Source organism: Cryobacterium gelidum (assembly GCF_004403985.1).
GTDB classification, from domain to species: Bacteria; Actinomycetota; Actinomycetes; order Actinomycetales; family Microbacteriaceae; genus Cryobacterium; species Cryobacterium gelidum.
Genome location: NZ_SOHL01000003.1, coordinates 251639 through 266867, shown reverse-complemented (window position 1 = coordinate 266867; position 15229 = coordinate 251639). Strand labels below are relative to the sequence as shown.

14 protein-coding genes and 1 pseudogene are annotated in these 15229 nt (G+C 59.1%); 12 read left to right on the top strand and 3 right to left on the bottom strand.

All coding sequences use genetic code 11. The features are described 5' to 3' along the window. The first annotated feature begins 11 nt into the window (after positions 1-11). The 9 genes from E3T50_RS01405 to E3T50_RS01365 all read left to right on the top strand — a co-directional run bounded on the left by E3T50_RS01405 (position 12) and on the right by E3T50_RS01365 (position 9719). Complete coding sequence (locus E3T50_RS01405) at positions 12-731, top strand: gluconate 2-dehydrogenase subunit 3 family protein (protein ID WP_134550229.1); 720 nt, start codon at positions 12-14, stop codon at positions 729-731. 65 nt (positions 732-796) lie between these two features. Continuing rightward, entirely contained in the window at positions 797-1936 is a 1140-nt protein-coding gene (locus tag E3T50_RS01400) for a mandelate racemase/muconate lactonizing enzyme family protein (protein ID WP_134550228.1), read from the top strand. 118 nt (positions 1937-2054) lie between these two features. Then, the gene (locus E3T50_RS01395) at positions 2055-2765 is read left to right on the top strand and encodes a FadR/GntR family transcriptional regulator (protein ID WP_134550227.1); all 711 of its coding nucleotides are present in this window, start codon (positions 2055-2057) and stop codon (positions 2763-2765) included. A gap of 246 nt (positions 2766-3011) precedes the next feature. Next, complete coding sequence (locus tag E3T50_RS01390; RefSeq protein WP_134550226.1) at positions 3012-4685, top strand: sugar ABC transporter ATP-binding protein; 1674 nt, start codon at positions 3012-3014, stop codon at positions 4683-4685. Continuing rightward, a complete protein-coding gene (locus tag E3T50_RS01385; RefSeq protein WP_134550225.1) occupies positions 4682-5758 on the top strand; it encodes an ABC transporter permease in 1077 nt (358 codons plus the stop codon). Before E3T50_RS01390 ends, E3T50_RS01385 begins: the two co-directional genes overlap by 4 nt. Further along, positions 5755-6765 (top strand): ABC transporter permease, encoded by a 1011-nt coding sequence (locus E3T50_RS01380; RefSeq protein ID WP_134550224.1) that lies wholly within the window; start codon positions 5755-5757, stop codon positions 6763-6765. Before E3T50_RS01385 ends, E3T50_RS01380 begins: the two co-directional genes overlap by 4 nt. A gap of 71 nt (positions 6766-6836) precedes the next feature. Continuing rightward, positions 6837-8006, top strand: coding sequence for a sugar ABC transporter substrate-binding protein (locus E3T50_RS01375; RefSeq protein ID WP_206751305.1), 1170 nt, complete (start codon positions 6837-6839; stop codon positions 8004-8006). A gap of 73 nt (positions 8007-8079) precedes the next feature. Then, a complete protein-coding gene (locus E3T50_RS01370) occupies positions 8080-8745 on the top strand; it encodes a bifunctional 4-hydroxy-2-oxoglutarate aldolase/2-dehydro-3-deoxy-phosphogluconate aldolase (RefSeq protein WP_134550222.1) in 666 nt (221 codons plus the stop codon). Next, a complete protein-coding gene (locus E3T50_RS01365) occupies positions 8742-9719 on the top strand; it encodes a sugar kinase (protein ID WP_134550221.1) in 978 nt (325 codons plus the stop codon). Before E3T50_RS01370 ends, E3T50_RS01365 begins: the two co-directional genes overlap by 4 nt. A 2-nt stretch (positions 9720-9721) precedes the next feature. Here the strand turns inward: E3T50_RS01365 and E3T50_RS01360 are convergent, their stop codons facing one another. From E3T50_RS01360 to dhaK, 3 genes are read right to left on the bottom strand one after another with little or no spacing between them, the layout of a single operon-like run. Further along, positions 9722-10624: an SMP-30/gluconolactonase/LRE family protein gene (locus E3T50_RS01360; protein ID WP_134550220.1), complete on the bottom strand. Its 903-nt coding sequence runs from the start codon at positions 10622-10624 to the stop codon at positions 9722-9724. 3 nt (positions 10625-10627) lie between these two features. Beyond that, a complete protein-coding gene (dhaL, locus tag E3T50_RS01355; RefSeq protein ID WP_134550219.1) occupies positions 10628-11263 on the bottom strand; it encodes a dihydroxyacetone kinase subunit DhaL in 636 nt (211 codons plus the stop codon). Continuing rightward, positions 11260-12267 (bottom strand): dihydroxyacetone kinase subunit DhaK, encoded by a 1008-nt coding sequence (dhaK, locus tag E3T50_RS01350; RefSeq protein ID WP_134550218.1) that lies wholly within the window; start codon positions 12265-12267, stop codon positions 11260-11262. The genes dhaL and dhaK overlap by 4 nt, the downstream gene beginning before the upstream one ends. A 1321-nt stretch (positions 12268-13588) precedes the next feature. Between dhaK and E3T50_RS01345 the strand changes: the two genes are divergently transcribed. From E3T50_RS01345 to E3T50_RS01335, 3 genes and pseudogenes are all read left to right on the top strand, one after another. After that, the gene (locus tag E3T50_RS01345) at positions 13589-13786 is read left to right on the top strand and encodes a MerR family transcriptional regulator (RefSeq protein WP_241990687.1); all 198 of its coding nucleotides are present in this window, start codon (positions 13589-13591) and stop codon (positions 13784-13786) included. Positions 13787-13802: 16 nt separating this feature from the next. Further along, the gene (locus E3T50_RS01340; protein WP_134550217.1) at positions 13803-14054 is read left to right on the top strand and encodes a hypothetical protein; all 252 of its coding nucleotides are present in this window, start codon (positions 13803-13805) and stop codon (positions 14052-14054) included. Between the two features lie 144 nt (positions 14055-14198). Beyond that, positions 14199-14764: pseudogene (locus E3T50_RS01335) on the top strand (IS110 family transposase); the annotation flags it as partial. Positions 14765-15229: the final 465 nt, after the last annotated feature.

The window sequence follows — 15229 nt, the reverse complement described above, 5'->3', positions numbered from 1 at the left end:
GGAACATACTCGTGACTTTGAAATCAGACTGGGAGATCGTTGGGGCTCCGGTCGACCCGGACTCCACCGACCGTCTTTTCTTTACCGCCCACGAATGGGCCACCGTGGAAGCCGCGACGGCGCGGATCATGCCGACCGACCAAGACGCGGGCGCACGCGAGGCCAAGGTTGTAGTTTTTATTGACCGTTATCTCTCGGGCATCGACTACGTCTACGCAGCCGCCGACGGCAGTGGGTTCCTGAAGATAACAGGAAAATATGCAGATGCTTGGCGGGCACGAATGAACGAAATGCAAAACGTCTATCGACATGGCCTGGCCCAGCTGGATGCCCTGGCGGAGGCAGAAGGGGGTAAGCGCTTTGCCGAACTCAGCGACGAGGGGGCAGACCGCGTGCTGGAGCTCCTGTCCGGAGCCCCGAAGCCCGGCCACGTGACACTCGGCACGAAGGAGCCGGTCACGACATTCCTGCAGGGTTCCTTTGACGAGGGGCTCGACTTCTTCAGCGCCATCTGCCTACACACGCGCCAAGGTTTCTATTGTGATCCGGTCTACGGCGGCAATAAGGATCAGATGGGCTGGAAATTCATCGGATTCCCGGGGCCTAAGTCACTCAAGGACACCATGGACGGCACCTACAGCACCGCCGAGTATTTCTATCAGGGTGACTTCGATTGGGAAGACCTAATTCCGCAGCTACGGGCCTACCGTCAGGCGGGCGGCACGCTCTAACCAGCTGCAATATGCAGCGGCCACCGGGAATCCGGTAGCCGCTGCTAACTAGACAAGGGAAAATCATGAAGATCACTGAGGTCACGGCCTTCCCCGTGGGGGTCGCACTCGATGAACCACTGCGGTGGGGTGCGATGGCCGTCAATTCCAAAGGCGGGATTGTCGTGCGTATTCGCACTGACGAGGGTTTCGAAGGAATCGGGGAAGCGGGATTCTCATCGGAGTACTTCTCTACCGTTGGTCCTATAATCAACACTCAACTCGGCCCGATGATTATCGGTCGGGACCCTCAGGACATAGCGGCGCTTTGGCAGGACATGCTAAACGCGACCCACATGTGGGGGCGACGTGGCATCGAAACCTACGCTCTGAGCGGCATCGACATTGCCCTGTGGGACCTGCTCGGCAAGGTGAGTGGTCAGCCGGTATACCGCTTGCTCGGAGCGGCCAAGTCGAAGGTGCGTGCCTATTTTGCCCCCTCGCTGAAGGCTCCCCAGCTCGTGGTTGAGGAAGCCATTCAGGCCGTCGAGCAGGGCTTTACCGCCATGAAACTTCGCCACGGTCCCGATCTCAAGGCCGGTGTCGACATGGTCGCCGCTGTCCGTGCGGCCGTTGGGCCAGACGTTGACATCATGGTCGACGCCAACATGGCTTTTGATAGGCGAGAAGCTCTTACGCTGGCCCGCGAGCTGGAACAGCTTCAGGTGGCGTGGTTGGAAGAGCCGATTCTGTCTCGCAGTCTCACCCAATACGTGGACGACCACACCTGGCTCTCCGACCGGGTTTCCATCAATCTCGCCGGCGGAGAATCCCTATTGACGCGGTTTGAATACCTCGACCTGCTCAAACGCAAAACGTTCGATATTCTCCAACCTGACTGCACCAGTGTAGGTGGAATCTCGGAGGCCAAGCGAGTCGCCGACATGGCCAGCTCGTGGAACATCAAGTGCGTTCCCCATATCGCCTGCTCCTCGGGAACGGGTATCGCCTTGGCAGCCGGGCTGCACCTCATTTTATCTTGTGACAACGCCCCCATGATCGAGTACGACGCCTACGGCGGACCTGGTTGGGATGGCCTGCTTGCTTCGCCGCCCATCCTGAGAGATGGCTTCCTCGAGGCGAGCGATGCTCCCGGTTTGGGGATCGAATTGACCACTGATGCCTATGGTCGATTTGCCCTCACGACCGTTGCGGCGCTGGTCTAGGCTCTGTTCCCAGTCGGCCTGAAAGTATTTGCAGTAGACTCTTAGTGTTCATACCTCCAGACCAATAATATGCCAGAACTTCTATTGTCTTTATAGCCATATTCCGCAGGGAGACTTCATGTGTGCCAACAAGCTGATCGAACGCGTACCCCGGGTCAAGTTAGCGGACGCCGTGGCACTTCAACTAGAACGCCTCATTCTCGAAGGGGAATACGGAGTCGGAGCAAAGCTTCCCCCGGAACGCATTCTCGCTGAGGACTTCGGGGTGGGACGCAGTTCTATGCGGGAAGCGCTCCGTATGGTGGAGGCCGGTGGTCTGCTCAGAACCGACCACGGCATCGGTGTGTTCGTCGTTAGCAATGAGAAAACGACGCTGCTGCCTTCGGACATGATTTTGACCGGTGATTACTCGGTTCCCGATCTTTTCGAAGCGCGCTTAGCTCTCGAACGGGAGGGTGCTTCGATCGGGGCGAGAAGGATATCTGCAGAACAGGTAGCAAACCTACGCAGAATTCTTCAAAAGGCCGCAGTTCCGGGCATCACTGACGACGCATTCATCAAGCTGGACGGTGAACTTCACCAAGCAATTTCTGCCGCAAGTGGCAACCAGCTACTCGTTGACCTGTCCAAAAGCATCGAGCACTTATTCGTGATGTATTCACACCGGGTGATTCGACTGCCTGGGCGCCGGGAAACGGCTCATGCGGGTCACATAAAAATAGTAGAGGCCGTCGCGGCCGGAGACTCCGCGGCCGCCGAAATCGCCGTGACCGACCACCTGACTGAAGTTCAAAAGGATATCCAGATGCACCTTGAGAGTGCCTCGTAAATCATCTGCTAGCGCGCACTGCAGCCTACCGATGCGAAATGTGGCACTGACGAGGCCGAAGCGGGTCCGACAGCGCAGAATCGTCTCCTACAACTCTTAAATCGGCTCTCCCTCCAGAAACTTCTTGACAACCCAGAACTATGCTGAAAGAGTTCAGACCACCTGATTACCTCTTAACCAGATCTCCGCTCTAGTGAAGTCGCCATCCTAGGTACCTTCGTCCTCATTACATGCAAAGGAGCATGAATGTATTCCACCGATATGAAGATGGCATCAGAGCCCAGGCTCGGCACGTTGCCGGCGATCGTGGAAGCTCGCGGGCTGGGTAAGCGGTACCCCGGGGTCGTTGCCCTTGACGATGTAAGTCTGGTCCTCCGCGCAGGAGAGATCCATGCCCTCCTTGGAGAAAATGGGGCCGGCAAGTCGACTCTAATTGGCCTGTTGTCCGGAATTACCTCTCCCGACAGTGGAGAGATGCTCGTCGACGGTCAAGTGCGCAATTTCACCAGCCCCCGGCAGGCCCAGGACTTGGGTATCAGTACCATCTACCAAGAGCAGACCTTGGCTCCTCACCTGACTGTGATCGAGAACGTATTCTTCGGCCGCGAACTCAAGCGCGGTCCGTTCCTAGATGAACGGGCCATGCGTCGCCGTGTTGAGGCTCTCAGTGACGAATTCGGTCTGAGCAAAGCTGACCTGGAGCTGCCGACGGGTAGCCTCGGAGCCCTCAAGCAGCACGTTGTACAGATCCTCAAAGCGCTTGCTTTCGACGCTCGAGTGGTTATCTTGGACGAGCCCACGTCCGGCTTGGAAGACAACGAACGGCAGATGCTGTTTGATCACATGCTGCGCATGCGAGAGCGTGGTGTGGCCATATTGTGGGTGACTCACCGCCTTGATGAATTATTCGGCCTTGCGGATGTGATTACTGTTCTCCGTGACAGCCGTTGGGTGGCCCACGTGACCCCGGCCGACCAGACCCCCGACTCTCTGGTGCGACTTATGGTTGGCCGCACCCGCAATTTAGGGGAGTTGTCCAGTGTGCATGATGGGCGCGTGACCTCCTCAGGCACCGAGCAGGCAGAGGTGCTGCGGATGAGTGACGTCACTCGGCTGCCCCTGCTGCGGGACATTTCGCTGACGGTGCGACAGGGCGAGATTCTTGGCATTGCCGGCATCGCCGGCGCCGGCCGCACCGAATTGGCCCGAATCATTCTCGGCGCGGACCGCCCCGACAGCGGTGAGGTCTTCGTTCGAGGCCGCAAAGTTTTGATCAAGAATCCCCAACAGGCCACCCAGCTCGGAATCTACCTCGTTCCGGAGGAGCGAAAAACGCAGTCCATCCTGGGCACGATGTCGATCGAGCAGAACATCTCCATTTCTAGCTTGAACACGGTCTCGACTGGCGCCATCGTGCTGAACAACCGCAAGGAAAGGACCGCGGCCCGGCGCATCGTCACGGAGCTGGGCATTCGATGCAGCGCTGTGACGCAGAAAATCGGCACTCTCAGCGGTGGAAATCAGCAGAAAGTGATCATCGCACGCAGCCTTTTCAGCCAGCCGTCGCTGCTGATCTTTGATGAGCCGACCCAGGGGATCGACGTTGCCGCAAAAACCGACATCTACCGCCTCATCTATGAGTTCGTTGACCAGGGCGGCGCCGCAATTGTGATCTCCTCCGAATTGCCGGAACTCGTGAGCCTTAGTGATCGCATTGTCGTCATGCGTGAAGGGCGTCTGGTGGGCGAACTCGCCGGAAGTCATAGAAATACCGGTGTCGAATCCGATAACGAACTGGCGGAAAACATCATGGCTTTGGTGGCCCGGGCAGCGAAGCAAACCAATCCCGCTGCGGCCGAAGCAGATTCAACAGCTGTAAATTCAGCGCAGAAGAACCGAGCAGACGAGGAAACACGATGAGTGTCCGGGAACGACTGACTCAGGTGGTCGCGATCGACGGGTTACCCGTCGCCGCTGGGCTGGTGCTCGCCACGGTCTTCTTCACCATGACCTCGCCGTTCTTCCTGACTCAAGAGAACATCGCCAATCTGCTGACCCAGTCGATATTCATCATTATTCTCGCGGCGGGCATGACCTTTGTGCTCATCGTGGGTGGGTTCGACCTATCCGTGGGCGCGGCCACGGGGCTGAGCGCCGCAACTACAATGCTGGTCCTGATGAACGACGGGCCCCTGCCGCTCGCGGTACTGGTGGGTGTTGGAACAGGAATGATTTTTGGAATCATCAACGGCTTCGTCATCGCAGTGATGGAGATCAACGCCTTCATCGTGACGCTGGCGACGCTCAGCATCGGAGCCGGTGCCCTGCAGGTGCTCACTAACAGCACGCAGCTGACCGGTGTGGCTTCGCCCGCGTTCGCCTGGCTCACTAAGGGGAGCATTTTGGGCATCCCGAGCGGTGTGGTGATCACGCTGATCATCGTGGCCGTACTCGAGTGGGTGCTGCTCTTCACCACGTTCGGCCGCAGGGTCTTCGCCGTCGGCACGAATCCTCGGGCCGCCTTCTTAGCCGGTGTGTCGGTACGTCGGCTCACCTTCAGCGTTTATTTGCTCTCGGGCACGATCGCCGGACTTGCCGGCGTGCTCTTGGCTTCACACTTGAACTCGGTGCAGCCGGGCCTCGGCCAGGGGTATGAATTGAGCGCCATTGCGGCCGCGGTTTTGGGAGGCGTGTCGCTTGCGGGTGGCCGCGGGAGCGTCTGGCGAGCCGTTATCGGTGCGCTGTTTTTGGCCACCATGGCCCAGGGACTGCAACTGATCGGGGTTGATCCGCTGTGGTTCAGCATCGTTACTGGCGCCAGCATCGTCATCGCCGTGGCCTTCGACCGCGCGGTACAGAAATGGGTCATCAAACAGTTGGCTGCAGCCACCCGAAAACGTGACGTTCCGGCTGAGACGGATGACTTGAGCTCCGTTTCTCCCGCAGTTCCATCAACATCCGGTACCCGTTCGTCCGTGAGGAACACGATATGAAGCCCACTTCCGCCCCGAGCCCGCGGTTCACCCGACTCATGGCGAACCCAAGTTCTGGTGCCATCTTTCTGCTGGTCATCCTCATCGTCGTCATGTCGGTGGCCTTCCCCAATTTCTTCACCGCTATCAATGCAAGCAACGTCTCCAACCAGATGGTGTTCGTCTTGTTGTTGGCAATCGGCATGACCGTGGTACTGATCACCGGGGGCATCGATCTCTCGGTCGGCTCGGTCATGGGATTAAGCGCTGGGGTCGGGGCCTACTTGATTACTGGCGGTGCGCCGCTGATTCTCGGCCTTGTGGCCACGATGGCAGCAGGAGCGTTTCTCGGCTTGGTCAACGGACTCATGATCACCCGGCTGGGACTGCCCGATTTTATCGCCACTCTGGCAATGCTCGGTGTAGCTCGCGGAGCGCTGTTCTTGTGGACCGGGGGTATACCGATCATCGGCTACATGCTGCCAGAATACTACGTCATCAGCGGCCTCGCGCAACCGTTTGGTTTCATCACCGTGCCCATCCTGATCGCAATTGTCGCCGTTGTCATTGTCGCCGTTGTATTGAAGTACACGAGTTACGGACGGCACGCCTATGGGCTCGGCAGCAACCCTCACGCCGCCGTGCTCTCGGGCGTCCCCGTTGCCAGAGTAAAGGTGATCGCCTACATGATCAGCGGGCTGATGGCCGGGGTGGCCGGCATGATCATGGCCGGGCGTAACACCACTGTCGCCCCCACTATGGGTCTCGGTTACGAAGTTGCCGCCATCGCGGCCGCAATCATCGGGGGTGCCGCACTCGGTGGCGGCCGGGGAACCGCCTTCGGGGCCGTAATCGGGGCCCTGGTGCTCAGCCTTACTGCGAACGCCATCAACATCGCTGGGGTGAGTTCGAGCTGGCAGCAAATTGTGACCGGAGGGGTTTTGCTCCTGGCCGTTCTCTTCGACCGAATGAGTTCGCTCATCAGAGCTCGCTCGGTACGGCTCACGATGAGGCTGGCACACGCCTGACCTTGCCGGTACACCCAGACCGTCGACTCCGACGAGCTGAAACTCACTACACAAAGCGAAAGGTAGAAAAAGTGTCTGCTTCAGAAAACATTTCCGAGCCCAAGAAAAGCGGAGTATCACGCCGTAGCCTGCTCACCTCGATGGGACTGGGGGCTGGGGTTATCGCCACGACGGGTCTTCTCTCGGCATGCACGACGGTGGCCTCAACCGGATCCGGCGCCACTGGTGGTGGCGTCGCGGCCGGCAGCATAGGCGGCTCGTCTTACGACGCCGAAATCAAGAAGCTCGTCGCTGGTCGTGAGCTTCAAATTGGCTGGACCCCTCCGATTCTGTCGGAGTTCTTCAAGCAGATGGAAAGCGCAGCCTTCGGCAGGATGGCAGAGCTAGAAGCGGCCTACGGTGTGAAGTGGAAGTGGGAACGCTCCTCACCCACCGGGAACTTTGATGCTGTCGAGCAGCAGATCAGCACCGTACGCGGTTGGACCACCCGCAAGTTCGACGCGGTCCTGGTGTGCACCGGAGCAAACTTCGCCACGATGCAGGACGTCTACCAGGAAGCTTCGGCTAGTGGTACGGCCGTTTTTCAGTTCAACCAGCCCGTGGAGATCTATGCGCCAGAGCAGATCAGCACTGTCTCCAACATCGGCTATGACAATCGCTGGCAGTCGGGCTATCTGGCCGGCAAATTTATCGCGGACACGCTCGGCGGCAAGGGAACGGTCATTCAAATCATGGGCCCGTCGGGATCCGATTGGACCAAAGCTCGCCTGATTGGATTTGCCAAGGCTATGGAAGAAAACCCCGGCATGAAAGTTCTCGGCACCGCCGACGGTGGCTATGTTCGGGAGAAAGGCCTGAACGCTGCTCAGGACCTGCTCACCCGGTTCCGTGACGTGAACGCCATCTACGGTGAAAACGAAGATATGGCCCTCGGAGCGCTGCAGGCCGTGGACGCAGCCGGGTTGAAGTCGTGGGACGGCAAAGAAGGCATCGTTATTGTCGGCGCCGACGGCCTGATTTCGGGCATGGACTCCATCGCCGCCGGCAAACTGACAGCCACCATCGACGTGGGATCCGTAGATCAGGGGCGCACCTTCATCGACACGATTTTTCAGAACGTTGTACTGGGTGAATCGGTCGGCAAATTCATCAATGTCCCCACCCGGGTCGTAACCAAGAAGAACGTAGCGGCAGCTCAGGCGTACATCAATAATGCCCTGCAGCCCTCCAAAACGTACTAGTTCTTGGCATTGAGCTGATTTGGCCGGTCCGAAGCGTCGTTCTGTTACCAATAGCAAAGGAATAATCCACACCATGGCACTTCGGGCCAGCACCTCACGTACCTTTCCTTCCTCCGCTCTTCTCGAATTCCCACTTATTGCCGTCCTGCGGGCACCACATTCACGCAACTATGCCCCGGTCGTTCGTGTTCTCGCTGCCGCGGGCATTCGGTCCATCGAGTTGACCTTGAGCACACCGGGAACTGTCGAACTTTTCCCAGAACTTCGCCAGCTCATCCCTGCCACTGTGGACCTCGGCGTAGGCACTATTACTAACCTGAATCAGGCAGAACTCGCTTTGGAGGCGGGAGCCGACTTTTTGGTGACTCCCACAATGAACGTCGACTTAGTGCATCTAGCGTGCGACCGAGGCGTACCGGTTTATCCTGGCGGTCTTACGCCCACAGAACTACACCAGGGCTGGACGGCTGGCGCCACGGCGGTGAAGATATTTCCGGCGTCAACCGTAGGCGTTGACTATGTTGGGCAACTGCGCGGTCCCTTTCCTGATATTCAGATCATTCCTTCCGGTGGGGTAAATCTGGATGATGTGCTGCCTTGGCTTCGCGCGGGGGCGCTGGCGGTCTCGGTGGGGGGGCCACTCATTGGGGATGCCTTCACGGGCGGCAGTCTGAACGAAATGAAGAAAAGAGCCGATCGCGCCGTGCAACTTATTGCCAGCCACCGGAGCTCTTCATGATTGAAGGCGTCCCGTCAAACGGCGATCACCTCGGAGGTGTCGTGACGTTTGGCGAAACCATGGGACTCTTTCGAGACCCGGTGCCCGGAATGCTCGCTCTCAGCCGCCACGTTCAATTGGGGATGGGCGGCGCGGAAAGCAACGTTGCAATTGCACTAAGCCGCCTCGGCACCCCCGTCACCTGGCTCGGTCGGGTGGGGCGCGATAGTCTCGGGGATCTTATTAGGCGGGAGCTGGCCGCTGAAGGCGTGAACACGGTCGTTATAGTCGACGATGACGCCCCCACGGGTCTAATGATCAAGGAACGCCGGATGGCCTCGGCCACCAGAGTGTGGTACTACCGAGCGGGAAGTGCCGGTTCTCGACTTGAGCCCGCAGACATCCCGGAGGACCTAATTCGTGGAGCGGGCCTGCTGCATGTCACCGGCATAACCCCCGCTCTGTCGGAGTCCGCCGCGCAGGCTACCCGCCACGCCATGCGTATTGCCCGCGAAGCCGGAGTCCTCGTTTCATTCGACCTCAACTACCGTTCGAAACTGTGGGGTGCTGCAGAGGCTCGTCACACATACCTCGACCTGATCGGGCTCGCAGATGTCGTCTTTGCAGGCGAGTCCGAAGCAGCCATCGCCGTAGGCGTTACCGGAAGTGTGGCTGAGACCGCTCGACGGCTCGGTGATCTAGGTCCAAAACAGGTCATCATTAAACTTGGCGAGCACGGATGCTTCGCAAGCGTCAACGAGGTCAGTTACGAACAGGCCGCCGTCACCGTCACCGTTGAAGATACCGTGGGCGCGGGCGACGGATTTGTTGCGGGCTACTTATCCGAGCTTCAGCGTGGCTCACCAGTAGCGGTCCGTCTGGTAACGGCCGTGTCCGTTGGCGCCTTCGCGTGCACGGTAGCCGGCGATTGGGAGGGAATGCCTTTTCGAAGCGAACTCGGCCTCCTCGGCGCGACGGAACCCGTGATCCGCTAGCCTTAGCCAGCAAAGCGGTGTGGGGCCAGGCCGGTTACCTGCGGATCGACTACAAAGATCGACCCGGCGAGTGGTTCGCGTTCGAGTTGATTCGGCGTTAGCCCTGCACGGGCCGACGTGATGAAGAGTTGATCTAGGCGCGCACCGCCGAAAGCAACACTGGTGACCCGCGAGACGGGCAGATCAATCACCGTCAACAGCTCACCTGTGGGACTATACCGACGTACGCTGCCACCGTCCCACATCGCAACCCACAAGCAGCCCTGCGTGTCGACGGCCATTCCGTCAGGAGTGGCCACTTCATCGGGGGTTTGCACAAGAGTTCGACTGTTGCTCAACGATCCGGTACTGGGTTCGAAGTCCCACGCGACAATTTGTCGAGTCAGGGAGTCAATGTAGTACATGGTTTGACCGTTAGGACTCCAGTCCAGGCCGTTCGAGATCGACACCGGTGAAATTATCTTCGATGAGACCAGATCGGCCGATACACGGTAAAGGCTTCCAGCCCCAGGGCGCAAATTAGTGTCCATCGTGCCGACCCAGAGCCGGCCCGCGGGGTCACAAGCGCCGTCGTTCATGCGGTTAGTTGGGCGATCCAATTCGATGGGAAGAGCCAGCTCGAACGCCCCCGTCTCGAGATTGGCAAAGCCAATCCCGTCTCGCACCGCACAAACAACACCGCCAAACCGCCGACCTACCACTGCCCCGACCGGCTGGCCCACGCTCATGCTGTCGTCACTGCCGGAAACCGGATCAAAATAATGGATCTCTCCTCTGGGAATATCTACCCAGAGCAGTTGCGCCCGCTCGGTATCCCACCAGGGACTTTCGGCAATGTCGGATGCGGCTTCGAGCGCCACTTCAACCTTGTGAGAAGCGGGGGAGCTCATGTTCGGTGTGCGCACGAGTCAGATTAGAGTGGTCGCGGCTGCTCGAAGCACCAGGGCCATTGACGTGGCGCCTGCATCGGCGTAGCCGATAGTTCGGTCACCAAGATAGCTCGCCCGTCCCTTGCGAGCAGCCAAAGCCACGGTGCTGTCCCGCCCGGCCTCGGCGGCTTCGGCCGCCATTTGCAGGGCGCTGGCCAAAGTTTCGCCCGCGACTAAAGCATTATCTAGGGCAGCGATAGCCGGCGCTAACGAGTCATAGAGAGTTTTATCACCGACCTGCGCTCCACCGCGATCGATGATTCCTTGGCCCCCAGCTCGAAGCATCTGGGCGAAAGTAGCGCCGTCCACCCACTTGAGTTCCCCGCTTGCTAGCGCCATGCGCAAGAAGAAGGTGCCATAAACAGCGCCGCTAGAACCACCTACGATGTCGACGATCGTCGAACCCACATGTTTGAGAAGTTCGCGCGGTGATGTCATTTTTTCGCTGAAGCCTGACGCAGTCGCGGCCGTGAAGCCGCGTTCCAAGTTGGAGCCGTGGTCGGCATCCCCACCCGTCGCATCCAAATCATTCAACGTGTCGATGTGCACGTCGATCAGACGGGAACATTCGCACATCCAGGCGGCTAATTGTGCGGTATCTACGCGACCATTCATGCTAACGCTCCCCACGTAATCGAGGAAGTACGCACCGGTGCATCCCACAAAACTGTCATTTCGTCGTCAAGTTCGAGAATGGTCAGGGCTGCCCCGGCTTGGTCGAGGGAGGTGACATAGTTCCCCACAAGGCTGCGCACCGGGTTCAGCCCTGCCGAGCGGAGCGCTTGATCACACTCTCCGTAGAGCACGTATAGCTCGCTAAGCGGGGTCGCGCCCATCCCATTGACCATAACGAGCAGCGCAGCGCCCGGAGTTGGCCGCAGATCGGCCAGGACTTCAGCAATCATGGTTCTGGCGATTTCTTGGACATTTCTCATAGCCACGCGTTCCCGACCGGGTTCACCGCTAATACCGATGCCGATTTCGATCTCGTCATCGGGCAAGTCATATATCGGCTTTCCGCGAAGCGGCGGCGTGCACGAGCTTAAACCAACCCCGAATGTGCGCGTGCGGGCATTCACTCGGCGAGCAATACACGTTACGGATGCCAGGTCATCGCCGCGCTCGGCCGCAGCCCCCGCGATCTTTTCAACCAGCACGGTAGCTCCTAGCCCTCGTCTTCCGGCCGTACCTGGCATGTCCGGAATGGAGACGTCGTCGTCAATAAGCACGGAGTCAATCGCAATTCCTTCGAAAGCAAGCAGTTCGGTGGCCATACCGAAGTTCATCACCTCGCCGCTAAAATTCTTGATCACATGTAGTACTCCAGAGCCTTGGTCCGCTGCTCGTGTCGCGGCCACGATCTGTTTCGGAACCGGGGAGGTGAAAATTTCGCCGGGGCAGGCAGCGTCGAGCATGCCGTGACCCACGAAACCGGTATGGAGCGGCTCGCAACCAGAACCTCCCCCCGCAATCAGCCCGACCTTGCCGGTCCGGGGATCCGCTGCGCGCACAATGATGCGGTGGGCGGCATCAAATTTCACGATCGTCGGATGCGCTGCGGCCAAACCTACGAGGTAATCCGTCACGGCATGCGCCGGGTCGTTCAGGAACTTCTTCATCGAGGGCACCCTTCGCTCCATCGCGTGGTTCTGAATCCAAACACCGCAGCGCTGCGTCTCCGGTGAGAACAGGTAATCAGGTGGTCTGAACACTAATGGACGTAGATGTTCGTGTCAAATGACCGATTCAACGCGCCCAGTGAGTTTGTTAAGGTGCAAATTGTCTGGGTTGATGCGTACTCACCTGATCAACCGATCCGCTCACTTCAAAACCTTGTGGTGAGGAAACCTTAAATCCCGGAATATCTTTGGGGGTTTCTCGCGAGTAGCGCTTGATATTAGTCGAACGAGCCAACCATCGAACGGGGGGCACAGCACGCAATGTGCAAGCGCGCACGTGTTTGGCATCATCTTGGGCGTCACCGCCCGCATCCACTTTGCAGTGCGACCGTTCGTGCCGACCAACATTGTGTTTGACGCGATTTACACCCGCCGCGGTCTCATGTGGGGCGTGCTGGCGATCCTGCTCTCAGTCCCGTCCGCAGTTGCGGTAGCGTCAGGCGCCGGACAGTCCTACAAGGACACATGCGCGAACACACCTCTCGGCTTTCGCTCCTTGCTGGAGAACCAGTTTTGTCCGTCGCCCAGAAGACTCGCAGGCATACTCACGCCGTAATCCAAGCGTGTGAGAACGGGCTAGTTAGGCGCGGAGAGGAGTATCCACAAGGGCGATGCGTTGACCTTGACCTTGACCTTGACCTTGACCTTCATAACTTTTTACCAAGCTGTGCGATACCAAATCGGGCTGCAGAAACTGGGCAAGATTCGACCAAATGAGTGACAGTAAGCCACTGGAACCGTTCCGAGCCTAGTTGACGGGTCGTTCCTAGCGGAATATTCAAATTGCCCCGTGAATATTGGCGTAGTCCACTCGCCCGAATGGCGTCAGAACACTGCACCGATGCGCTCACGGAACGCGCCGAAGCTTGTCCCATGGACCATTGCGGGCTTACCGATATCGACACCCCGCCACATCCTAATGTGACCAGAAACGCGCCCAGAACCCCGGAATGCGACCAGAATCCGCCTGTAGATCTCCGTACAATGCATACACTAAAGAGCATGACGACCGTGGAATTCCGCCCCTTTTGCGGGTTCGCGACAAGACCAAGACGACTATCATCCATTCTTGATTGAGTCCAGGTACCCCAGCACTAACAGGCGCAGGATTCCGCGGCGAAATCACTGATCGCCCATCCTTTTCTTCAGGCCCAAAACAGGGCCGATTACCGGAAATTACAACAAAAACCCTCTTCGGGGCTGCTGGTGGCTTCTGCTGCCCGGGCCGACACGGGCCTGTCACGGCACAGGCGGGCTGCTTATGACGTCGTTCGCGCACCTGTTGGGTATGGACGCAGCGACGCAAATCACTCCCACGTTTCTCACCCAGTGCGGGCTTTCCGAGCTGCTCCGTCTGCCCGAGCGCACGCTGGAGGACTGGTGTGTGATGCAGGCAGGGCCGCCGTATCCGAAGCTCGGCCGGCACGTGCGGTACGACCTGCAGGATGTGCTCACCTAGGTTCAGGAGCATCGGCATGGTTAGGACGCAGATTCTCGCTGGTGAACTGGGCAACATCGTCGTCGATGTCCCTCCGAGCGGCCGGTATCGTGCTCGCGCATCCATGCGTCACGACAGTAGCGCCGTGCATCGCCTCTCTGCCGTGGACGACACCGAGGAGAGGGCGCGCGCCGATGTCAGTCGGCAGGCGATGGCACTGACTACCGGTGGCACCGGAGCGCTTGCGCCGTCGAGCACGATCGCTGACGCCGTCGAGCTGTGGCTTTAGCAGATCCTCACCCGTGCGAAGGCGGGCAGCCTGTCGTACTAGACCCATGAGTCCGACGAGACGACTGCCCGCGTAATCATTGTGCCTCGGTGCGGGGGGAGTGCGGCTGATTGGGTAGCGGCCTGTTGGATCACTTCCTCCGAGCATGCGTTGCGGTCGATCCAGCTCGCCGATGAATCGGTCGCAGAGTTGTCGAAGTTGCTTGGTTTTGACGATGACATCGTCGGTCCGATGACCGCGACTAGCAACCGGATTCGTGGGCTGCTGACCCAGATCCATCCAGCGTTGGCGCGCGTCGTGGGCCCGCACCTAGACCACCCGGCCATGCTGGATCCGCTCCAGCATCACCCGTCACCGGCATCGATGAAAGCTGTCGGCACCACTCGGATGGCCACTCGGCTGCTGAAGCTGGCCTCACGGATGGGCCGCCGCCTCGCGGAGGAAAGCACTCACGCACTCGGTGAACAGACCGTCGTGGTCGTCGGCACCCTTGCCGCTGCGACGGTCCTGCAGCGCTTGGCTGGACAGCTCGCCGCCCTTCGCCGGCAGCGGTCTGATTTCGCCGTCGAGGTCGAGAAGCTGGTGGAGGCGCACTTCTTCCCCTTGCCCAGACGAGCATGCCCGGAGTCGGCGTCAGGACCGCAGCCCGGCTCTTCACCCAAGTCGCCGGCAGGCACTTCGAAACCGCCGGCCACCTCGCCGCTTATTCCTGTTCGCCTTCCTGCTGGCCATGACGCTGATCAGCCGTGGCGCCACCCGAGAGGACAGGTGATGACCTACACCACTGCGATTCCCCGTCGGTGCAAAATGTCAAAAAGCACACTGCGCAACCGCCCGATCCTGCACGCCCTGCTGATCCTCGGTACCGTCACCATGACGTTTCTTGTGCCTTGATTTGCGCTCCTGCAAAGCGGTTCCAGGGCCCATACCTCGGTTGCATGGATTTTCGAGTGGATTGATAATCCACAGGCAGATCCCCAGTGGGGCTCATTGGGTCATCTCGTGAAGAGAATTCTCCAGATGCAAAAGGCAGCTACGAGGACCGAGAGGATGAGGCTGAAATTGAGCCTAAGCCAGAACGTGCGAAACCACGGGGTGAGCGCCAGAGCCGCGAACATGCATACCCCCGCAACGATTGCCGCCGTGACTCCGTTTGACGCGCTTGGTGATGCGAA